This is a genomic window from Paraburkholderia sp. NPDC080076, from assembly GCF_050281145.1.
In the GTDB taxonomy this organism is placed as follows: Bacteria; Pseudomonadota; Gammaproteobacteria; order Burkholderiales; family Burkholderiaceae; genus Paraburkholderia.
Genome location: NZ_JBNNWQ010000001.1, coordinates 995,553 through 1,015,710, shown reverse-complemented (window position 1 = coordinate 1,015,710; position 20,158 = coordinate 995,553). Strand labels below are relative to the sequence as shown.

19 protein-coding genes are annotated in these 20,158 nt (G+C 62.6%); 14 read left to right on the top strand and 5 right to left on the bottom strand.

Annotated features, from left to right (window positions below):
* Nucleotides 1-81 precede the first annotated feature (81 nt).
* On the bottom strand, nucleotides 82-813 hold the full coding sequence (locus ACQKRQ_RS04570) for a DUF899 family protein (RefSeq protein WP_427475344.1): 732 nt from the start codon (nucleotides 811-813) through the stop codon (nucleotides 82-84).
* 234 nt (nucleotides 814-1,047) lie between these two features.
* Between ACQKRQ_RS04570 and ACQKRQ_RS04565 the strand changes: the two genes are divergently transcribed.
* Both ACQKRQ_RS04565 and ACQKRQ_RS04560 read left to right on the top strand, forming a co-directional pair.
* The gene (locus tag ACQKRQ_RS04565; protein ID WP_427475342.1) at nucleotides 1,048-1,986 is read left to right on the top strand and encodes a LysR substrate-binding domain-containing protein; all 939 of its coding nucleotides are present in this window, start codon (nucleotides 1,048-1,050) and stop codon (nucleotides 1,984-1,986) included.
* 108 nt (nucleotides 1,987-2,094) lie between these two features.
* Nucleotides 2,095-3,345 (top strand): MFS transporter, encoded by a 1,251-nt coding sequence (locus tag ACQKRQ_RS04560; protein ID WP_427475341.1) that lies wholly within the window; start codon nucleotides 2,095-2,097, stop codon nucleotides 3,343-3,345.
* 65 nt (nucleotides 3,346-3,410) lie between these two features.
* On the opposite strand, the gene ACQKRQ_RS04555 is transcribed toward ACQKRQ_RS04560, so the two are convergent.
* The gene (locus tag ACQKRQ_RS04555; RefSeq protein WP_427475339.1) at nucleotides 3,411-4,016 is read right to left on the bottom strand and encodes a peroxidase-related enzyme; all 606 of its coding nucleotides are present in this window, start codon (nucleotides 4,014-4,016) and stop codon (nucleotides 3,411-3,413) included.
* Between the two features lie 180 nt (nucleotides 4,017-4,196).
* On the opposite strand from ACQKRQ_RS04555, the gene ACQKRQ_RS04550 reads away from it, so the two are divergent.
* From ACQKRQ_RS04550 to ACQKRQ_RS04535, 4 genes are all read left to right on the top strand, one after another.
* Nucleotides 4,197-4,613: a cupin domain-containing protein gene (locus ACQKRQ_RS04550; protein ID WP_427475337.1), complete on the top strand. Its 417-nt coding sequence runs from the start codon at nucleotides 4,197-4,199 to the stop codon at nucleotides 4,611-4,613.
* A gap of 334 nt (nucleotides 4,614-4,947) precedes the next feature.
* Complete coding sequence (locus tag ACQKRQ_RS04545) at nucleotides 4,948-5,967, top strand: VTT domain-containing protein (RefSeq protein ID WP_427475335.1); 1,020 nt, start codon at nucleotides 4,948-4,950, stop codon at nucleotides 5,965-5,967.
* Nucleotides 5,968-6,075: 108 nt separating this feature from the next.
* Complete coding sequence (locus ACQKRQ_RS04540) at nucleotides 6,076-6,609, top strand: MarR family winged helix-turn-helix transcriptional regulator (RefSeq protein WP_427475333.1); 534 nt, start codon at nucleotides 6,076-6,078, stop codon at nucleotides 6,607-6,609.
* Entirely contained in the window at nucleotides 6,606-7,802 is a 1,197-nt protein-coding gene (locus ACQKRQ_RS04535) for an MFS transporter (protein WP_427475331.1), read from the top strand. The genes ACQKRQ_RS04540 and ACQKRQ_RS04535 overlap by 4 nt, the downstream gene beginning before the upstream one ends.
* Nucleotides 7,803-7,843: 41 nt before the next feature.
* On the opposite strand, the gene speB is transcribed toward ACQKRQ_RS04535, so the two are convergent.
* From speB to ACQKRQ_RS04520, 3 genes are all read right to left on the bottom strand, one after another.
* On the bottom strand, nucleotides 7,844-8,812 hold the full coding sequence (speB, locus tag ACQKRQ_RS04530) for an agmatinase (protein WP_427475329.1): 969 nt from the start codon (nucleotides 8,810-8,812) through the stop codon (nucleotides 7,844-7,846).
* 133 nt (nucleotides 8,813-8,945) lie between these two features.
* Nucleotides 8,946-10,439, bottom strand: a complete 1,494-nt coding sequence (locus ACQKRQ_RS04525; RefSeq protein WP_132377565.1) for an aldehyde dehydrogenase — start codon at nucleotides 10,437-10,439, stop codon at nucleotides 8,946-8,948.
* Nucleotides 10,440-10,541: 102 nt separating this feature from the next.
* Nucleotides 10,542-11,093, bottom strand: coding sequence for a cupin domain-containing protein (locus tag ACQKRQ_RS04520; RefSeq protein WP_132377566.1), 552 nt, complete (start codon nucleotides 11,091-11,093; stop codon nucleotides 10,542-10,544).
* Between the two features lie 447 nt (nucleotides 11,094-11,540).
* On the opposite strand from ACQKRQ_RS04520, the gene ACQKRQ_RS04515 reads away from it, so the two are divergent.
* From ACQKRQ_RS04515 to ACQKRQ_RS04480, 8 genes are all read left to right on the top strand, one after another.
* Nucleotides 11,541-11,762, top strand: a complete 222-nt coding sequence (locus tag ACQKRQ_RS04515; RefSeq protein WP_370577238.1) for a hypothetical protein — start codon at nucleotides 11,541-11,543, stop codon at nucleotides 11,760-11,762.
* Between the two features lie 303 nt (nucleotides 11,763-12,065).
* Nucleotides 12,066-12,860 carry a gamma-glutamyl-gamma-aminobutyrate hydrolase family protein gene (locus ACQKRQ_RS04510; RefSeq protein ID WP_427475327.1) on the top strand — a complete coding sequence of 265 codons (795 nt, stop codon included), beginning with the start codon at nucleotides 12,066-12,068 and terminating at the stop codon, nucleotides 12,858-12,860.
* 32 nt (nucleotides 12,861-12,892) lie between these two features.
* Nucleotides 12,893-14,227 (top strand): glutamine synthetase family protein, encoded by a 1,335-nt coding sequence (locus ACQKRQ_RS04505; RefSeq protein ID WP_106277425.1) that lies wholly within the window; start codon nucleotides 12,893-12,895, stop codon nucleotides 14,225-14,227.
* 27 nt (nucleotides 14,228-14,254) lie between these two features.
* A complete protein-coding gene (locus ACQKRQ_RS04500) occupies nucleotides 14,255-15,703 on the top strand; it encodes an aspartate aminotransferase family protein (RefSeq protein ID WP_427475324.1) in 1,449 nt (482 codons plus the stop codon).
* 73 nt (nucleotides 15,704-15,776) lie between these two features.
* The gene (locus tag ACQKRQ_RS04495; protein ID WP_427475322.1) at nucleotides 15,777-16,898 is read left to right on the top strand and encodes a polyamine ABC transporter substrate-binding protein; all 1,122 of its coding nucleotides are present in this window, start codon (nucleotides 15,777-15,779) and stop codon (nucleotides 16,896-16,898) included.
* 213 nt (nucleotides 16,899-17,111) lie between these two features.
* On the top strand, nucleotides 17,112-18,275 hold the full coding sequence (locus tag ACQKRQ_RS04490) for an ABC transporter ATP-binding protein (protein ID WP_310818132.1): 1,164 nt from the start codon (nucleotides 17,112-17,114) through the stop codon (nucleotides 18,273-18,275).
* Nucleotides 18,272-19,246, top strand: a complete 975-nt coding sequence (locus ACQKRQ_RS04485; RefSeq protein WP_408285348.1) for an ABC transporter permease subunit — start codon at nucleotides 18,272-18,274, stop codon at nucleotides 19,244-19,246. Before ACQKRQ_RS04490 ends, ACQKRQ_RS04485 begins: the two co-directional genes overlap by 4 nt.
* Nucleotides 19,243-20,154, top strand: a complete 912-nt coding sequence (locus ACQKRQ_RS04480) for an ABC transporter permease subunit (RefSeq protein WP_408178201.1) — start codon at nucleotides 19,243-19,245, stop codon at nucleotides 20,152-20,154. The genes ACQKRQ_RS04485 and ACQKRQ_RS04480 overlap by 4 nt, the downstream gene beginning before the upstream one ends.
* Nucleotides 20,155-20,158: the final 4 nt, after the last annotated feature.

Here is a 20,158-nt window from a genome sequence, read left to right as displayed (position 1 = left end):
ATCGTTCCGCGACACGGTGCGGTGCTGAACCCGCTTCACCGTCGCGCGGCCAGGCGCCACCTGACCGCCCTCATCAGCGCGCTAACGTGCCGCGGTATCGTATTCCAGCTTCGGATACCAGTCCGTGCCACGGCCACCGGGCGTCATGTCGAGCACGGTCCAGATCGGCATCACGTCCGGGGCGCCGCGTGGATCCTGTCCGGGGTCCGCAGTCGACGGCCCCATCTCCTCCGCCCAGAAGTGCCGCACCGTGTCGCCCGAGCGCGTAAACACGTTGAACGCGGGATTGTCGTCGCCCGCCGGATCTTCCGCCGCGTAATCGCGATTGAAGGTGTTGCCGCCCGATGAATACAGCCGCAGATGCCGCCAGCCCCGCTCCTTCTTGAACGCAACCAGCTTCTCGATCGGCGAGCGGCCGATCACCGCGAACGCGACGCGCTGCAGGATGTCGGGCATTTCGCCGTCGTATGCACTCAAAAGCGAGGTGCACATCGGACACGGCCGGGCGCGCTGCGGGCCGAACATCCAGTTGTAGGTGACGAGCGTGTCATGCTCGCCGAACATCTCCGATAGCTTCACCGGGCCGGCTTCGCCCATGAACAGGTAATCCTCGGGCACGACGCCGCCGGCCGGCAGCGCGCGGCGCTGGGCGGCAACCCGTTCGATATGGCGGCGCAATTCGATTTCCTCGGCGAGCAGGTCGTTGCGCGCGCGCCGATAGTCGGCGCTTTCGCCGGGAAAGCGGCTCGGCGTGTCGGCCGCTAGTTGGCGGGCCGGCTTCAACGTTTGTGCGGATGCGGATACGTCAGTCATCAGCCATCTCCTCTTACGGAACAAGGATAAAGGGCGCGAGCAGCGCGCCGCGAACGCGGCCGCGTTCTCGTCCTCTATATAGCCACGACGAACCGCGCGGCGGCAAATCGACAGCATCGGCAAAATTTTTTGGCGATGCTCAGGCGCACCTTGACGGCAACCCAAAGCGCCCGGCAAGGTATCCTTGAGCGCAACAGCACGCGCGCCGAGGCGCGCCGTCCATGGGGATGCAACATGCCGCTTCGTCTGCCACCGCTGCCGGCGCTTCGTTTCTTTGAAGCGGCCGGCAGGCATCAGAGTTTCAAACTCGCCGCCGCGGAACTGAATGTCACGCCGAGCGCGATCAGCCACGGCATTGTCGGACTGGAACAGGCGCTCGGCGTCGAACTGTTCGTGCGCGAGCCGCGCGGCATCTCGCTCACGGCGAGCGGCGCGGATTACTTGTCATACGTCTCCGAAGCGTTTTCGCTGATCGCGATCGGCACGCAGCGCCTGCCGAATCACCGCGCGGATCGGCCAATCGCGCTGAGTTGCGCGCCGACCTTCGCGTCGCGCTGGCTGCTGCCGCGCCTCGCCGGCTTTCGCGCGCGCTGGCCGAATGTGAACGTGAGCGTCGACACCTCGCATCGTCAGGTCGGTTTTCCCGTCGACGGTTTCGACTTCGCGATCCGCATGAGCCGTGCGCCGGTTGCAGGCACCGCGTGGACGCGGCTGTTCGGCGAGCGCCTCGTGCCCGTGTGCAGCCCCGCGCATCTGGCGGATCTGCGCGACGAGCACGGCAACGCGGACCTGCGTCGCGCGACGCTCATTCACGTGAACGCCGCCAGCGAGGACTGGCAGGCGTGGCTGGATGCGACCGGCGCCGAAGGCGTCCAGACCACCGCAGGCCTGCGCGTCGACACGATCCAGCTCGCCTTTGAAGCCGCGGCAATGGGCCTCGGCGTCGCGCTCGGCAGACGGCCGCTGGTGGATCGGGATATCGACAGCGGCGTGCTCGTGGAGGCTTATCCGGCAACGATCGCGTCCACCACGGCCTACTGGTTGGTGAGCGCGGAGAACTCTGACCGCCGGCCGGAGCTTTTCGATTTCAAACGCTGGCTGGTGAGCGAGGCCGAGCAGTTCGACGCGCACACCGACGTTGCCGGCCAGGCACTGCAGAACGCCACCAACTAAACCACAGGTCCGCTTCGCACAGGTGAGCCACGCTCACCTGTCGTCAAAAACTTATCTTTTGCCGCTTCTGACGCTCGCTGCGACCATGTGTCGAAGGAGATCAGAACCATGTCGACCGCCAACAGCAAACGCTTCGCCCCCGCCTTCAACCAGACGACGCTCGTGATCCTCGCCGGCGCGCTCATTCTGAGCGCCGCAATGGGCATCCGGCAGACGTTTGGTCTGTTCGTCGGACCGTTCTCGTTCGACCGCGGCTTGCCGGTCACGCTGATTGCGTTCGCGATCGCGCTGCACAATCTCGTGTGGGGTTTCGCCCAGCCGTTCGCGGGCGCCGCCGCGGATCGCTACGGTTCGGCGCCGGTGGTCGCGTTCGGCGCGACGACATTCGCGGCGGGCCTCGGCCTCGCGGCAGTGGCGCCCAGCGGCGCCATGTTGATCGTCGGCATGGGGCTGCTGGTCGGCATCGGCGTGAGTTGCACGACCTTCGGCGTGGTGCTGCCGGCGGTCGGCCGCATCGCCTCGCCTGAAAAACGCAGCATGGCGATGGGTCTGGTCAGCGCCGGCGGCTCCGCCGGCCAGGTGCTGATGGTTCCACTCGTGCAAGGCATCCGGCTCAGTTCGGGCATTGCCACGTCGCTCTTCGTGCTGGCTTTCCTGATGCTGCTGATCGCCCCGCTCGGCATGGTGCTCGACCGGCGCGCGCGGGTCGGCACGCCCGTTCACGAAGAGCATGTCGCGCCGCTTCGCAAGGTGCTGGGTCAAGCCGCCGGGCATCGAGGCTACCGGCTGCTGACGCTCGGTTTCTTCACCTGCGGTTTCCAGCTTGCCTTTATCGCCACGCATCTGCCCGAGTACCTGTCGCTTTGCCATATGCCGGTCGGACTCGGCGCCACCGCGCTCGCGCTGATCGGGCTGTTCAACATGGCGGGCAGTTGGGCGTGCGGCTGGCTGGGTGGCCGCTTCCGGCAGCATCATGTGCTCGGCTGGCTGTACGTGATTCGCAGCGTGACGATCGGCGCATTCTTTCTACTGCCGAAAAGCCCGGCGTCGGTGGTGATCTTCGCGGCCGTGATGGGTCTGACCTGGCTCGGCACCGTGCCGCTCACGAGCGGGCTCGTCGCGAAAGTGTTCGGCACGCGCCACCTCGGCAGCCTGTTCGGAGTCTGCTTTCTGAGCCATCAGATCGGCTCGTTTCTCGGCGCGTGGCTCGGCGGTCTGGTGTTCGATCTGACCGGGTCGTATTCGCTGCTCTGGGAAGCGACGGTGGTCGCCGGCCTCGTCGCCGCGATGCTGCACTTTCCGATCGACGACACCACCGTGAGCACGCCCACGCTTCGAGCTAACCCGGCGGCGGCGTGAGTGAGCGTGCCGACAGTGGCCACGAACGGCGCCCACCGGCATGAACTCAAAAGCAGCGCGTGCGGCTATTTTTTCGGCGTATCCGCCGCGGCTTTCGGCACGCGTCCCATCAGATAGAACTCGTCGTTCGGACGCATGGAAATCACGTTGGCCATGCGGTTCGACAAACCGAAAAACGCCGTGATCGCCGCGATATCCCAGATGTCTTCATCGGCAAAGCCGTGCTCGCGCAGCGTTTGAAAATCGGTGTCGCCGAGCGTGCCGGACGCGCTGCACACTTTGACCGCGAAGTCGAGCATCGCCTTCTGACGCGGCGTGATATCCGCCTTCCTATGATTGACGGCGACCTGATCCGCGACCAATGGCGCCTTTTCGTAGATGCGCAGAATCGCCCCATGCGCGACCACGCAATACAAACACTGGTTGATCGCGCTGGTGGCGACCACGATCATCTCGCGCTCGCCTTTGCTGAGGCCGCCTTCTTTTAGCATCAACGCGTCGTGATAGGCGAAGAACGCGCGGAATTCGTTCGGGCGGTGCGCCAGCGTCAGAAACACATTCGGCACAAAACCGGCTTTCTCCTGCACTTCGAGAATGCGCGCGCGAATGTCGTCGGGCCATGCGTCCGGTTTGGGCACGGGGTAGCGGCTGATCGGCTGAGGCTTTGCCATGCGATGTCTCCGTCGTATCTGTTTGGGTATGACGACGATTCTAGCAAGCCGCACAGCCGCAGCACGTCCACGCTCGACAAGGTCCGATATCGACGCCCATATCGTCTAGACTTTCCACTCAAGGGAGCTTGAGCCGCGCCGCGACGACCGGCGCCGGCCGGATTTCAGCAGGAGCTGACCATGTCAGACGTTTTGCACGACGCGCGAGCGCCCGTCGTCAAGGTGCGCCCCGACCGGGAAATGGCGACGTCCCAGCGTCTGCCGTACTTTGTCGGCATCTCCGCCGGCACCGCGGGCACCACGGGTTTGTCGATGTATCTGGTCGTAGTGCCGCCGGGCGGTCACGCCGAGCCTCACTTTCACGCCGACTACGAAACCGCGATCTACATGCTCGAGGGCAAGATCGAGACCCGCTATGGGCCCGGCTTGCGCGAGTCCGTCATCACCGAACCGGGCGATTTCCTGTTCATTCCGCCCGGCGTGCCGCATCAGCCGTTCAATCTGGACGCGACCACCGCGGCGCGCGCGATCGTGGCGCGCAACCATGCGGACGAGCACGAACGCGTCGTGCCGTATGATCCGGCCTCTGACGCATGATTCAGCCTCAGACGCGTGATCCAGCAAATGAAGGCAGCGGGGCTAGTACCGGCTAACGGCTGGTACACCGGTCTCGCCGCCGACCGCGACCACGCGCATTTTCCGCCCCGCCATCCCGCGTCAAGCGCCCCGGCATCCAGCCTGCCCCGCAGCGCCGTTTTGCCACCTGTGCTTAAATCCGCTTCTCATATCATTCTTGTACTATGGCGGCCGCCTGCCGACGCGGCATGGCGCTCGCCGTCGTGCGGGAACGGAACATGCGCGGACTGTTCGCCATGCGCCACCCGGGCGCGGACGTTTCAAATCCCAACATTCCATTCTCAGGAGCGCGGTTGTGTGGCATTTTCCGGTTGCTATTCCACCCTCGCTGGGCGTGTGGGCCGTGTTCATGAGCGTGCTCATCACGCAACTCGGCGTGCCGATTCCGGCCGCGCCGATGCTGATCCTCGGTGGAACCATGGCCGCCATGGGGCAAACCTCGTATACGAGCGTCGTGTGCGCCGCGGTTGCCGCCACGCTGATTGCCGACTCGCTATGGTTCTTCACCGGACGAATCTATGGCCGACGCCTGCTGAACTACCTGGTGCGCTTCTCCCTCTCGCTCGACACCACGGTGCGTCTCGCGCGCAATACCTATGAACGCTACGGCGCGCCGATTCTCGCCGTCGCGAAGTTCCTGCCCGGACTCGGCCTGATCTCCGCGCCGCTGCTCGGCACGACAGCGATCAGCGTCAGCGTGTTTCTGCTGTGGGACTTTATCGGCGCGGCATTGTGGTCCAGCGTGTGGGTCATCGGCGGCGCCGCTTTGCACGACCAGATCGTGCAACTGATGCTGCTCGTGCGCCACAACGGCGGCACGATTTTCGATGCGTTCGCGGCCATCTTCGTGGCCGTGCTGCTGTATCGCTGGGTGCGCCGCTGGCAGTTTCGCCGCTGGCTCGCGCATACGCGTATTTCGCCGGACCAGCTCGACGAGATGATGAAGTCGAACGAGCCGCCGCTGATCTTCGACGCGCGTCCACGCAGCGTGCGCGAAAGGGAGTCGCACCGGATTGCCGGCGCGCGGCGGCTGGATCTCGATTCGCCCGAGCCAATCGATCCCGAGTTGCTGAAGCGGCCAATCGTCGTCTACTGCGTGTGCCCGAACGAAGCGACGGCAAAGCGCATTGTCGACCAGTTGCATCGCAAGAATATCCACCACATCCGCGCGCTCAAGGGCGGCCTCGACGCGTGGCAGAAACGCGGTTATCCGGTCGAACCGTTGCCGGCCGACTTCCACACCGCGAAGGCCCATATGATCGAGGACGAGGGCGAAGAAGGCGAATACACGGTGCGCGCGCGGCTGGCGAAGTAACGACACCGGGCCTCGAAGGCCACGCAACGCTCATCAAAAACCGCTTGCGCTTCACACCCAATGTGTGCAACATGCATATATGCACGTTGCACACATTGAGGCATCCCCATGACGCAGCGCACAGAAAATCTGCTCGGCGTGCTCGCCCTGCTGGTCACGGACGAAATGAACGCGCAACCCACCGTTGACGCGCTCGCCGGCCCCACCGCCCGCGCCATGCTCAACGCGGTCGGCCAATATCCCGATTCATCGATTGAAGTGCTGCGCGAGGCGGTCGATCTGTCGCATCCGGCCGCCGTGCGCGCCGTGGCGGGACTGGTCGAAGCGGACCTCGTCGAGAAAAAATCAGGCGCGGACAAACGCGCTGTCGCGCTTGCGTTGACCGCGGCAGGCAAGCGTGAGGCCAAACGCCTGCAAACGGCGCGCGACAGGATGCTGCAACGCATTGTCCGCCGGCTCGAAGACAGCGAGCGCGAAGTGCTCGAAAGCCTGCTGATCAAGATCTTGTGGAACGAGACCCGCGACTCCGCGCACGCGATGCAACTGTGCCGCCTGTGTGACGACGGCCCGTGCCTGAAAGCCGGCTGTCCGGTCGAATGCAGCGAACAGGGGCTGCCCATGCCCGCGCGGAGCGGCACATGAAATCCGCCGCGCCGGTGCGCTGGCCGGCAATCGCGGCATTGACCGCGGTGTCGGCGCTCTCGCAGGTCGGCCAGTTCGGCATCGGCTTCATGGTGCTGCCGGTGTGGCTCGCCCATCGCGGCCTGGATGCGCCACGCGCCGGCCTCTTCTCCGCTTCGCAATGGACCGGCATGCTGGCCGGCTTGCTGATCGCGCCGTGGCTGATGGCGCGCATCGGCGCGAAACGTACCGTGTCGCTGGGTCTGCTGGCCACGCTCGTGGCGTTCGCCACGATGAGCGCGCTGTCGTGGCCGCTGTGGCTCGTGCCTGGTCTGTTGACGGGGCTCGGCATCGGTTTGCGCTGGATTGCCAACGAAACCTGGCTGTACGGTCTGGTCCCCGCAAAATCGAGCGGACGTGTGGTGGGCGTGCACGAAGCACTGATCGCCACGGCGGGCGTCATCGGACCGGCGCTCGCAGTGTGGTGCGATGTCGATGGACGCATCACGTTCGCGGCCGGTGCGGCCTTCACGTTCGCCGCCGCGCTGCCGCTCTGGCTAACCGCATCGGACGAGAAACGGCCTGCTTTGCAAGAAGCACGGCCTGCGCGAAGAGAAAGCACTCAACGGCGCATCCTCATCGGCCCGCTGGTGAGCCTCGGCATGGTGGTCATCGCAGCGGGCGGAATCGGCGACGGCGCGCTTTACGGCCTCTTCCCGCTGTTCGCCGACGCGCACGGCCTCAGCGCCACGCAAACCGCCACCCTGCTGACGCTATTCGGCGTCGGCGGCATGGCGCTGCAATTTCCGGTCGGCTGGCTGGCCGATCGCGCAGGGCTCGCGGCCACGGTGATCGTGTGCGCCGCGCTCAGCACACTGGCGATCTGCGGCTTCGCGCTGGCCGTGCCCGCATCGTGGCTCGCGGCCGCGAGCGCGCTCTTGCTCGGCGGCATGAACAGCTCGTTCATCACACTCGGCATGTACACGGCGGCTTGCAGCGACAAGGCCGCGCTCACACGGAACATGCGGCTGTTGTCGCTTACCTTCACCGCGAGTTCGATCGTGGGGCCGCTCGCCGCGGGCTTCGCGATGAACGCGCAGGGCAGCGATATGCTGATGTGGCAACTCGCGCTGATGAGCGGCGCGCTGGTGGTCTACACGCTCGGCTTGCGCGAAGGCCGGCGCCAGCCCGAACGTTCTTCGTCGATGGGCTGAGCTGGTTTTTTTGCATCGATTGGCAGGAAGGTTGGACGCGTCTAAGCCTCGCGTCCAGCAACCTTGCGTTGGCGCCACAGACACAGCAGATCGCACGCAATATGCGCGGCGGCAATCGCCGTGATTTCGCTCTGGTCGTATGCCGGCGCGACTTCGACGACGTCCGCGCCCACCAGATTCAACGCGCCGAGCGCGCGCACGATCGCCAATCCCTGCGCCGACGACAAACCGCCCGCGACCGGCGTACCCGTGCCCGGTGCGAACGCCGGATCGAGACAGTCGATATCGAAAGTCAAATATGCGGGACGTGCCCCCACAATCGACACGATGCGCTCCACTGCCGCTCGTGTGCCATTCTCATGGACCCAGGCGGCATCGAGAATATTGATGCCCATGAAATCGTCGTTCCATGTGCGAATGCCGATCTGCACCGAGGTCTTCGGATCGATCAGGCCATCCTTCACCGCCTTGTAGAACATCGAGCCGTGGTTCAGGCTGTCGGGACTGTCGTCGGCCCAGGTGTCGCAATGGGCGTCGAAATGAATCAGCGAGAGCGGCTTGCCGTACTTCTCCGCGTGCGCGATCAACAGCGGATAGGTGATGTAGTGATCGCCGCCGAGCGTAAGCATCTTCGCGTCCGAGCGCAGGATCGTACGCGCATGCTCGACGATGGATTCCTTGATCGTGAGCGGATTGTGCGCGTCGAACCAGCAATCGCCATAGTCGGTCACGGCGAGGTCGTCGAACGGATTGAAACCCCACGGATATGGATGCAACTCCGACAACTGCACGCTGGCCGCGCGCACCGCCGCGGGCCCGAGACGCGCGCCCGGGCGAAACGTAGTGGCCAGATCGAGCGGCACGCCGGAGACCACGACGTCGACGCCGTCGAGTTCACGCGTGTACTTGCGGCGCATGAACGACAGCACGCCCGCATAAGTGTTTTCGATCGACGAGCCATAAAGCGACGCACGGCGGATCGCGCCGTCGCCGTAGACGAGTTCAGTCATGGATGACCTGATACCTATAGACAGTCCGGCGCGGCGCGCGAAGCTTCGAAGGCACGCGCAACGCCGGCTTCGGATTCATTGGGAACGCGACGGCGCGCATCACACGCGGCGCCGCGCTGGCTTCGCGAATCCTTTAGCGCAGCCGCACCAGCGTGGACTTCAGTTCGGTGTATTTCTCCAAAGCATGCAGCGACTTGTCCCGGCCGTTGCCCGATTGCTTATAGCCGCCGAACGGGAAGTTCATGTCGCCGCCTTCGTCGTAGCAATTGACCCACACGGTGCCGGCGCGGAGTTGGCGTGACACTTCGTGCGCCGTGGTCAGGTTCGAAGTCCAGACCGCGGCGGCCAGACCATACTCGCTGTCGTTAGCGATCCTGATCGCCTCTTCGACCGTGTCGAACGTGATCACCGACAACACCGGCCCGAAGATTTCCTCTCGCGCGACCTTCGCGCCGGAAGCCGGAATTTCGAAGATGGTCGGCTCGATATAGAAGCCGCCCGTTTCCTCTTTCACGCGCGCACCGCCGAGCAACAGTTTGGCTTCGGCGCGGCCTGCCTCGATATAGCCGAGCACACGTTCGAGCTGAACCTTGTCGACGATCGCGCCCATCGACGTTTTCGGGTCGAGCGGATTGCCCGGCGTATAGCTGCGCGCCGCGGCGACCAGCTTGTCGAGGAACGCGTCCTTGATGTCGCGATGCACGAGCAGGCGCGAACCCGCGGTACACATTTCACCCATGTTGTAGAAGATCGCACCCGCCGCCGCATTCGCCGCGCGATCCATATCCGGGCAATCCGGCATCACGATGTTCGGCGACTTGCCGCCGAGTTCGAGCCACACGCGTTTCAGGTTCGATTGTCCCGCGTACTGCATGATCAGCTTGCCGACGTTGGTCGAGCCGGTAAAGGCGAGACAGTCCACGTCCTGATGCAGCGCCAGCAGCTTGCCCGGCTCACCCGCGCCCGGCACGACGTTGAACACGCCGGCGGGAATGCCTGCGTCCAGTGCGAGTTGCGCGAGTCGGATCGCGGTGAGCGGCGATTTCTCCGACGGCTTGAGCACCACGCTATTGCCCGCCGCCAACGCCGGGCCAAATTTCCACGACGCCATCAGAATCGGGAAGTTCCACGGCACGACCGCAGCCACCACGCCGATCGGCTCGCGCGTGACGAGTCCGACCAGATGATGATCGGCCGGCGCGACTTCGCCGCCAACCTTGTCGATCGCTTCAGCGAACCATTCGACGCAATACGCCGCGCCCGGCACGTCCACGCTGGTGGTATCGGCGATCGGCTTGCCGGCGTCGAGCGTTTCGAGCAACGCGAGTTCGTCCATGTGCTCGCGAATCGACGCGGCCCAGCGCAGCAGCACGGCCTTGCGTTGACGCGGGTTGAGGCCCGCCCACACGCCAGAGTCGAACGCGCGGCGCGCGGCGGCCACGGCAGCGTCGACCTCGGCCGCGCCGCTGTCGGCGACCTTGGCGAGCAGTTTGCCGTCGATCGGGCTCAGGCAGTCGAACGTGCGGCCGCCTTCGGCATCACGGTATTCGCCGTCGATAAACGCGCGGCCTTCGATCGATAGCGTAGCGGCCTTGTCTTGCCAGAAAGCGAGAGATTTCTTGTCCATCAGGATGCCTCAATGTTATGCGCTCGACGCGAACCTGCATCGACTTCATGCGGCACCGAACTACGGCACTGAGTCGAGTCGAGGCGCGTTGGCGCGGAGTCTTCAGAAGGTGGGCGGCGAATTGGCCGACACGATCTCGCAGAGATGCTCCGCGCTGGGATTGCGAAAACGGTGCGGAAGACGGCTTTCGAAATAGTAGCTGTCACCGGGGTCGAGCAGCCACGTGGTGCCGTCCACTGTCAGTTCGATCTGACCGCTCACCACTACCCCGCCCTCGTGCCCTTCGTGCTCCAGCATTTCCGGCCCCGTGTCCGACAACGGCTGATAGACCTCGCGCAGAATGCCCATATTGCGGTCTTTCACGCTCGAACCCGCGAGATAGAACTCGATCGACTCATTGCCGAGGTTCGGCATGTCGGCACGGCGCGACACCACCGAACGCTCCGCTTCCACTTCGAAGGTGAAGAATTCGGCGAGACTCATGGGTATGCATTCGAGCAGTTTCTTCAACGAGCCGACCGAGGGGCTCACGCGATTCTGTTCGATCAGCGAGATCGTGCCATTTGTCACTCCCGCCCGTTTCGCCAGTTCACGCTGGGACAAGCCGTTCTTCTTGCGGATGTATTGCAGACGGGTCGCTACTTCTATGGACATCGCTAGGTTCTCTGACATTGAAGACGATCGGGGCGCTAAGTGACCAGATGAATGGACCACATGACTTGGGCAACGAGAGGTGCCCGCGAGTGTTGAATATTCTAATCACTTTGATTGTTGCGCCGCTGGGGAAAACCCTGAAAGGTTTCCGAAATATGAATGACGCAACGAACGTTCCCAATGGGCGGGATTCTAGCCGCGCCCTCGGGAAAGCCCTGATAAATGTTTTATCAAAAAGGGTTTGACGGCTTTATTGGCTCGTATATGCTGGTTCCCAGGCGATCGTCATGCCGATGTCACGGGGCACCCAAGTGTGCTTCGCGGCGCAGCGAATTCAATTCGCTTAGGTTCAAGGCGATCAACCCAGCGTCCTGTTTCTTTAAACGCCCCCGTGCGGATTTCGAGCAGGCCGTTCAATACTTTCAACGTCGCCAGTCGAGTGTAATCGTGAGAGTCCGAGGCCCTTTGGTGAGATGGAATCGTAGTCAGGCGAGTTGTCCTCGCGCTGACGGCGCCATCGCCGACGGCAGCAGCGGCAGCCTTGCGTTCCGCCGCTTTCTGTCCGTCTTCACGATCCTGTCCCGCCGTTCAGTTCGACGCCACAACTCTATCTCCGCGCGCGCCTTCATTGCCGTGCGCACGGACGAAGTCGCCTCGCTGCTGCCGTAGCGCCTCCCCCTTTTCGCCGTTCGATTCATCCGTTTGCGTGAGCGCGCTCTTTCGAGCCGTGCGTTCCTGCATGTGCGGTGCCGTCTGCCGCCTGCGCGTTTCACGCTCTTCGGAAAAGTTGCGCACCGCAGCGGATCGAATCGAACAGCCCATCTGACTATCACGCGCGGCGCGTCTCAGTTGACGACGACCGCCTGCACTACCCGGTGGCCTTGCGCACGGCGCACGGCTGCTGAATCGTGCCGCGCTGTGTTTAACGTTGTTCATGCCGCGTCCCGCGGGGAACACACACGTCTATTCGTTATGCGAAACAAACCCCTGGTCGGCATCAGTGCCGACAGAACGATGATGGGAGTCCACCCGTCGCACGTGGTCGGCGAGAAATACATCGCCGCGATCGTGGACGGTTCACAGGCGCTGGCCATGTTGCTGCCTGCGCTCGGCGAGCGTCAGCCCGCCGAAGACGTGCTGGCGACGGTCGACGGCCTGTTGTTTACAGGCAGCTATTCGAACGTCGAGCCGCACCGCTACGGCGGCCATCACAGCGCGCCGGGCACGCTGCACGACGCCGCACGCGATGCGACGACGCTGCCGCTGATGCGCGCGGCGATCGCCGCCGGCGTGCCGGTGCTGGCCGTCTGCCGGGGCTTCCAGGAAATGAACGTGGTTTTCGGTGGGACGTTGCATCAAAGCGTTCACGCGGTGGAGGGTCTGAACGACCATCGCGAGAACAAGGAAGACGACCTCGACGTGCAATACGCACCGTCGCATTCGATCACGCTGACGCAGGGCGGCTTGTTGCAGCGCCTCGCGGGCGGCACGAATGAAGCGCGTGTGAATTCCTTGCACGGCCAGGGCGTCGAGCGGTTGGGCGTGGGCCTCACGGCCGAAGCCACCGCGCCGGACGGCTTGATCGAAGCGGTGAGCGTGAAAGATGCGCGCGCGTTCGCGCTGGGTGTGCAGTGGCACCCGGAGTGGAAGCATGCCAACGACGCACTATCTACCGCGATCTTTCGGGCGTTCGGCGACGCCTGCCGCGATCGAATGCGCACCAAGGCCGGCTATGGCGCGGCATCCGCCGCTGCCACGCATGCCTGAGCCGGTCGCGCACCAAAACTGAGAGAATAAACATGCATGACATCGACGATTTTCTGAAGAAGAACCGTGTCACCGAAATCGAAGCGATCATTCCGGATATGGCCGGGATCGCGCGCGGCAAGATCATTCCGCGCAGCAAATTCGAATCCGGCGAGTCCATGCGCTTGCCGCAGGCGGTGATGATCCAGACCGTCACAGGAGACTATCCGGAAGACGGCACGCTCACCGGCGTGACTGATCCGGACATGGTGTGCGTGCCCGACGCCAGCACCATCCGCATGATTCCGTGGGCCGTCGATCCGACCGCTCAGGTGATTCACGATTGCGTTCACTTCGACGGCACGCCCGTCGCGATCTCGCCGCGCCGCGTACTGCGCCGCGTGCTCGAACTCTATAAAGCCAAAGGCTGGAAGCCGGTCATCGCACCCGAGCTCGAGTTCTATCTGGTCGATATGAACAAGGACCCGGACCTGCCGCTGCAACCGCCTATCGGCCGTACCGGTCGCCCGGAAACCGGCCGTCAGGCGTACTCGATCGAAGCCGTCAACGAATTCGACCCGCTCTTCGAAGACATCTACGAGTACTGCGAGGTGCAGGAACTGGAAGTCGACACGCTGATTCACGAAGTCGGCGCCGCGCAGATGGAAATCAACTTCATGCACGGCGATCCGCTCAAGCTCGCCGACAGCGTGTTCCTCTTCAAGCGCACGGTGCGGGAAGCCGCGCTGCGCCACAAGATGTACGCGACCTTCATGGCCAAGCCGATGGAAGGTGAACCGGGCTCGGCCATGCACATGCATCAAAGCCTCGTCGACGAAGAAACCGGCCACAACCTCTTCACCGGCCCGGATGGCAAACCGACGTCGCTGTTCACGGGCTATATCGCTGGCTTGCAGAAGTACACGCCTGCGTTGATGCCGATCTTCGCGCCGTATATCAACTCGTATCGTCGTCTGTCGCGCTTCATGGCTGCGCCGATCAACGTGGCATGGGGTTATGACAACCGCACGGTAGGTTTCCGGATTCCGCATTCGGGGCCGGCTGCGCGCCGCATCGAAAACCGTATTCCGGGCGTGGACTGCAACCCATATCTGGCGATTGCCGCGACACTCGCCGCGGGCTATCTCGGCATGACGCAGAAGCTCGAAGCCACCGAGCCGCTGCTCAGCGACGGTTACGAATTGCCCTACCAGTTGCCGCGCAATCTCGAAGAGGGTTTGACGCTGATGGGCGCGTGCGAGCCGATCGCCGAAGTGCTGGGCGAAAAGTTCGTCAAAGCCTACCTCGCTCTGAAGGAAACCGAATATGAAGCGTTTTTCCGCGTGATCAGTTCGTGGGAACGCCGGCATTTGCTGCTGCACGTGTAAGGCAAACGCAAAAAAATTGGAGGCAGTATGAGCTACAGAACTGAAGAAGTCGCTTACGTGCAACCGGCCCAGCCGGCCGCGAGCGCACAGGCAGCACAAGCCGCGCAACAACAACGCAGCACCGCAGAATACCGCGCACTGGACGCCGCGCACCACATCCATCCGTTCTCGGATATGGGCTCGCTCAATCGCAGCGGCAGCCGCGTGATCGTCAAGGCGCAAGGCGTGTATCTGTGGGACTCGGAAGGCAACAAGGTGATCGACGGCATGGCCGGCCTGTGGTGCGTGAACGTCGGTTATGGCCGCAAGGAACTGGCCGACGCCGCGTACAAGCAGATGCAGGAACTGCCCTACTACAACACCTTCTTCAAGACGACGCACCCGCCTGTAATCGAGCTGTCGGCGTTGCTCGCGGAGTTGGCGCCCGAACCGTTCAATCACTTCTTTTACTGCAACAGCGGTTCGGAAGGCAACGATACGGTGCTGCGCATCGTCCATCAATACTGGGCGACTCAAAACAAGCACTCGAAGAAATTCGTGATCTCGCGCAAGAACGGCTATCACGGTTCGACGATCGCGGGCGGCACGCTCGGCGGCATGGGCTACATGCATGAACAGATGCCTTCGAAGGTCGAGAACATCGTGCATATCGACCAGCCCTATTTCTTCGGCGAAGCAGAAGGCAACCTGACGCCGGAAGAGTTCGCGCTGGCCCGTGCGCAGCAACTGGAAGCGAAGATTCTCGAAATCGGCGCGGACAACGTCGCCGCGTTCATCGGTGAGCCTTTCCAGGGAGCGGGCGGCGTAATCTTCCCGGCTCCGACGTATTGGCCGGAAATCCAGCGCATCTGCCGCAAGTACGACATTCTGCTGGTCGCCGACGAAGTGATCGGCGGTTTCGGCCGCACCGGCGAATGGTTCGCACATCAGCACTTCGGCTTCGAACCGGATCTGATCACGCTGGCGAAAGGCCTGACGAGCGGCTATGTGCCGATGGGCGCGGTCGGCCTGCATGACCGCGTCGCCAAGGCGATTATCGAAAACGGCGACTTCAATCACGGTCTCACGTATTCGGGTCACCCGGTCGCGGCCGCCGTCGCGCTCGCCAACCTCAAGCTGCTGCGCGACGAGAAGATCGTCGAACGCGTCAAGAACGACACCGGCCCGTACTTCCAGAAGCAACTGCGCGAGACCTTCGCCAATCACCCGATCATCGGCGAAATCTCCGGTGCGGGGCTGGTGGCCGGTTTGCAACTCGCAGAGGATCCAAAGGCGCGCAAGCGCTTCGCCAATGGCGGCGACGTCGGCACGATCTGCCGCGACTTCTGCTTCAACGGCAACCTCATCATGCGCGCCACTGGCGACCGCATGCTGCTGTCACCGCCGCTCGTGATCAACAAGCTGGAAATCGACGAAATCGTCTCGAAGGCCAAAAAAGCCATCGATGCGACAGCACAACAACTCGGCATTTCGTAACGGCAGTCCGTTCCGGCATGAGCACACCCACAAATCACGCCCATGCCGGTTCTTCACATCAAGGGAAAAAACCATGAGCGTTAGTCATCTTCGTCATGCGGTCGCGGGGGCCGCGCTTCTCGCCTTCACGGGTTTTGCGGCGCTGTCGGTTACGCCGGCCCTTGCGGCCGACACGGAACTGAATGTGTATAACTGGTCGGACTACATCGCGAAGGATACGATTCCGAACTTCGAAAAGCAGGACGGCATCAAGGTCAAATACGACAACTACGATAGCGACGACACCTTACAGGCGAAACTGCTCGCCGGCAGCTCGGGTTACGACATCGTGGTGCCGACCTCGAACTACATGGCCAAGCAGATTCAGGCCGGCGTGTACCAGAAGCTCGACAAATCGAAGTTGCCGAACCTCGCGAATCTCGACCCCGTGCTGATGAAGATGATTGCCGACGCGGACCCGGGCAACCAGTACGGCGTGCCTTGGGCATACGGTACGGACGGCATCGGTTACAACGTGCAGGCCGTGCAGAAAGCGCTCGGCGCCAATGCACCGGTTGATAGCTGGGCGCTGGTTTTCGATCCGGCCAATCTCTCCAAGCTGAAAAGTTGCGGCGTTTCGATCCTCGATCAGGCCGTCGACGTGTTCGCCGCCACGCTGCAATACATGCACAAGGATCCGAACAGCACGAACCCCGCCGACTATCAGGCCGCGTTCGAAGTGCTGAAAAAGATCCGCCCGTATATCACCCAATTCAATTCGTCCGGCTACATCAACGACCTCGCCAATAACGACGTGTGCGTCGCGCTGGGCTGGTCGGGCGACGTCGGCATTGCCAGCCGCCGTACCGAAGAAGCCAAGCGCTCGTACCAGATCAAGTTCTCGAACGTGAAAGAAGGCGGCCTGCTGTGGTTCGACGTGATGGTGATCCCGAAAGACGCGCCGCATCCTGAAGCCGCGTTGAAGTGGATCAACTACATCTCGGACCCGAAGGTCAACGCCGCGATCACCAACGAAGTGTTCTACCCGACCGCGAACAAGGCCGCACGTCAGTTCGTGACGCCGGCTGTCGCACAGGACAAGACCGTTTATCCGGGCGATGAAGTGCTGAGCAAGATGACGCTCATGAAGCCGATGCCGACCGACATTCTGCGCCTTGAAAACCGTCTTTGGGCGCAGCTTAAAACCGGCCATTAATCCAGTCATTCAAATCGATTATTGATCCCGCGCTCAGGGATCGCTCGATCCCTGAGCGCATGAATAGCAGTAACGGTAGTCAGCCTGCGCGCTTTTTTAAAGTCCCATCCGCGCGCAGTCCCATGTTTTCCGATCGCAGCGCACGTTGCGAGACGCTTCCCGCGCCTCGTATGGAGACACTTGCGCCCGCGATCCGCAAGGAACGGTTACATCATGAACTCGACGACCTCAAAAAGCGCAGCCGGCGCCACCCAGATGGCCCGCCCCGCAGTGACGACAAAATCGAAATCGGACGAATTCGTTCGCATTGAAAATGTCGTGAAGAAATTCGGCGACAGCACCGCTGTCGACAACGTCAACCTGAGCATCGCCAAGAACGAGTTGTTCGCGCTGCTCGGCAGTTCCGGCTGCGGCAAGTCCACGCTCCTGCGCATGCTCGCGGGGCTCGAGACGGTGACGTCCGGGCGCATTTTCGTCGACGGCGAAGATCTCGCTGCGATGCCGCCGTACAAGCGGCCGGTCAACATGATGTTCCAGTCGTACGCCCTCTTCCCGCACATGAGCGTGGAGGCGAACATCGCCTTCGGCCTGAAGCAGGAAGGCACGCCGAAGAACGAGATCAAGGAACGCGTCGCCGATGCGCTCAATCTCGTGCAGATGAGCAAATACGCGCAGCGTAAGCCGCATCAACTGTCAGGCGGCCAGCAGCAGCGTGTGGCGCTCGCGCGTTCACTCGTCAAGCGCCCCAAGCTGCTGCTGCTCGACGAGCCGATGTCGGCACTCGATAAAAAGATCCGCCAGAAGACCCAGCTCGAACTCGTGAACATCATCGAGAAGGTCGACGTGACCTGCGTAATGGTCACGCACGATCAGGAGGAAGCCATGACGATGGCCGGGCGCCTAGCCGTGATGAGCGAAGGCCGCATCGTGCAGATCGGCTCGCCGAGCCAGGTCTATGAGTTTCCGAATAGCCGCTTCTCCGCCGAATTCATCGGCTCGACCAACCTGTTCGAAGGCACGGTGGTCGCGGACGAACCGGATCACATTTTCGTTGAAAGCGAAGACCTCGAATCGCATATCTACGTGAGCCACGGCATTACCGGGCCGCTCGGTATGCCGGTGGGCATTTCGGTGCGTCCGGAGCGCATCAAGGTATCGCTCGACAAACCGTCGACGCCGCACAACTGGGCGCGCGGCGTGGTTTCCGATGTCGCGTACATGGGCAGCTATTCGCTGTATCACGTGCGCCTGCCAAGCGGCAAGACCGTCGTGTCGAATCTCTCCAGCTCGCACCTGATGGCCGAAGGTGCGCCCTCCTATAACGACGACGTGTTCGTCTACTGGTCGCCGGCTAGCGGCGTGGTGCTGACGCAATGAGCAATCCCACTACCTCCTCCCCCGCGGCGCTCGGTGCGCCGTCCGGCAGCCGCCTGTTCGGCTCGCTGAAAAAACGCCTGTCGATGCTGGTACCGTCGGGCCGCACGACCGTGATCGGCGTGCCGTTCCTCTGGCTTACCGTGTTCTTCGCGTTGCCGTTCGTGCTGGTGCTGAAGATCAGTTTCGCCGATCTGCGTCTCGGCATTCCGCCGTACACGGATCTCGTGTCGATCAAGGACGGCATGGTGCATTTCGCCATGCAACTCAGCCACTACGCGTTCCTGCTGCAGGACGACCTGTACGTCGCCACGTATCTCAGCTCGCTGAAGATGGCCGCGGTCTCGACCTTCTTCTGTCTGCTGATCGGCTATCCGATTGCGTACTACATCGCGCGCTCGGAGCCGACCAAACGCAACCTGTTGATGATGGGTGTGATGCTGCCGTTCTGGACGTCCTTCCTGATTCGCGTCTACGCGTGGATCGGCATCCTGAAGGACGACGGCCTGCTCAATCACACGCTGATGGCGATGGGCATGATTCATTCGCCGTTGCGCCTCTACCACACGGATATTGGCGTCTATATCGGCATGGTCTATTCGTACCTGCCCTTCATGGTGATGCCGCTGTATGCGCACCTCGTGAAGATGGACCTGACGCTGCTCGAAGCCGCTTACGACCTCGGTTGCAAACCGTGGACCGCGTTCACGCGCATCACGTTGCCGCTCTCCAAGAACGGCATTATCGCCGGCAGTCTGCTGGTGTTCATTCCGGCGGTCGGCGAATACGTGATTCCGGAACTGCTCGGCGGTGCCGACACGCTGATGATCGGCCGCGTGATGTGGGATGAATTCTTCAACGATATGGACTGGCCGATGGCATCCGCCGTCACCGTCGCGATGGTGCTACTGCTGCTCGTGCCGATGGCCGTGTTCCAGTACTACCAGGTCAAGGAACTGGAGGGCGCGAAATGATCAAGCCTAATAAGACGCTTTCCAATAGCGTGCTGACGTTCGGATTTCTGTTTCTCTACATTCCGATCATCAGCCTGGTGGTGTATTCGTTCAACGAGTCGAAGCTCGTCACGGTGTGGTCCGGCTTCTCGCTCAAATGGTACGGCGCGCTCTTGCAGGACGGCGAACTGCTGAACGCCGCATGGCTTTCGCTGAAGATCGGTCTGTTGACCGCGTGCGCCTCGGTTGTGATCGGTACGTGGGCCGGTTTCGTGCTCGCGCGCTTCGGACGCTTTCGCGGCTTCACGCTGTTCGCCGGCATGATCAACGCGCCGCTCGTGATTCCTGAAGTGATTCAGGGCATCTCGCTGCTGCTGCTGTTCGTCGCGCTCGAACAGATGCTCGGCTGGCCGAAGGGGCGCGGGCTCTTCACGATCTGGATCGGCCACGTGATGCTGTGCGTGTCGTATGTGGCGATCATCGTGCAATCGCGGGTGAAGGAGCTCAACAAGTCGCTCGAAGAAGCCGCGCTCGATCTCGGCGCCACGCCCTTCAAGGTGTTCTTCCTGATCACCCTGCCGCTGATCTCGCAGGCGCTGATGTCGGGTTGGCTGCTGTCGTTCACGCTGTCTTTCGACGACCTCGTGCTCTCCGCGTTCCTCTCCGGTCCCGGCTCGACCACGCTGCCGCTCGTGGTGTTCTCGCGTGTGCGTCTCGGCCTGAATCCGGAAATGAATGCGCTCGCCACGATCTTCATCACCACGGTGACGATCGGCGTGATTGCCGTGAACCGCTGGATGCAGTTGCGCGAACGCAAGCGCAACCGCGACATGCAAATGGCTTTCGCACTCGCCGAAGCCGCCGACCCCTTGCCCGCGGCACCACAACAAGCCGCCGTACGAAAGTCGCTCGATACGGCACGCGCATAAGAAG

What these genes read in the sequence shown, in the direction of transcription:
- ACQKRQ_RS04570 (WP_427475344.1), bottom strand. Translation starts at nt 813, where the DNA reads ATGACTGACGTATCCGCATCCGCACAAACGTTGAAGCCGGCCCGCCAA.
- ACQKRQ_RS04565 (WP_427475342.1), top strand. Translation starts at nt 1,048, where the DNA reads ATGCCGCTTCGTCTGCCACCGCTGCCGGCGCTTCGTTTCTTTGAAGCG.
- ACQKRQ_RS04560 (WP_427475341.1), top strand. Translation starts at nt 2,095, where the DNA reads ATGTCGACCGCCAACAGCAAACGCTTCGCCCCCGCCTTCAACCAGACG.
- ACQKRQ_RS04555 (WP_427475339.1), bottom strand. Translation starts at nt 4,016, where the DNA reads ATGGCAAAGCCTCAGCCGATCAGCCGCTACCCCGTGCCCAAACCGGAC.
- ACQKRQ_RS04550 (WP_427475337.1), top strand. Translation starts at nt 4,197, where the DNA reads ATGTCAGACGTTTTGCACGACGCGCGAGCGCCCGTCGTCAAGGTGCGC.
- ACQKRQ_RS04540 (WP_427475333.1), top strand. Translation starts at nt 6,076, where the DNA reads ATGACGCAGCGCACAGAAAATCTGCTCGGCGTGCTCGCCCTGCTGGTC.
- ACQKRQ_RS04535 (WP_427475331.1), top strand. Translation starts at nt 6,606, where the DNA reads ATGAAATCCGCCGCGCCGGTGCGCTGGCCGGCAATCGCGGCATTGACC.
- speB (WP_427475329.1), bottom strand. Translation starts at nt 8,812, where the DNA reads ATGACTGAACTCGTCTACGGCGACGGCGCGATCCGCCGTGCGTCGCTT.
- ACQKRQ_RS04525 (WP_132377565.1), bottom strand. Translation starts at nt 10,439, where the DNA reads ATGGACAAGAAATCTCTCGCTTTCTGGCAAGACAAGGCCGCTACGCTA.
- ACQKRQ_RS04520 (WP_132377566.1), bottom strand. Translation starts at nt 11,093, where the DNA reads ATGTCCATAGAAGTAGCGACCCGTCTGCAATACATCCGCAAGAAGAAC.
- ACQKRQ_RS04510 (WP_427475327.1), top strand. Translation starts at nt 12,066, where the DNA reads ATGCGAAACAAACCCCTGGTCGGCATCAGTGCCGACAGAACGATGATG.
- ACQKRQ_RS04505 (WP_106277425.1), top strand. Translation starts at nt 12,893, where the DNA reads ATGCATGACATCGACGATTTTCTGAAGAAGAACCGTGTCACCGAAATC.
- ACQKRQ_RS04500 (WP_427475324.1), top strand. Translation starts at nt 14,255, where the DNA reads ATGAGCTACAGAACTGAAGAAGTCGCTTACGTGCAACCGGCCCAGCCG.
- ACQKRQ_RS04495 (WP_427475322.1), top strand. Translation starts at nt 15,777, where the DNA reads ATGAGCGTTAGTCATCTTCGTCATGCGGTCGCGGGGGCCGCGCTTCTC.
- ACQKRQ_RS04490 (WP_310818132.1), top strand. Translation starts at nt 17,112, where the DNA reads ATGAACTCGACGACCTCAAAAAGCGCAGCCGGCGCCACCCAGATGGCC.
- ACQKRQ_RS04485 (WP_408285348.1), top strand. Translation starts at nt 18,272, where the DNA reads ATGAGCAATCCCACTACCTCCTCCCCCGCGGCGCTCGGTGCGCCGTCC.
- ACQKRQ_RS04480 (WP_408178201.1), top strand. Translation starts at nt 19,243, where the DNA reads ATGATCAAGCCTAATAAGACGCTTTCCAATAGCGTGCTGACGTTCGGA.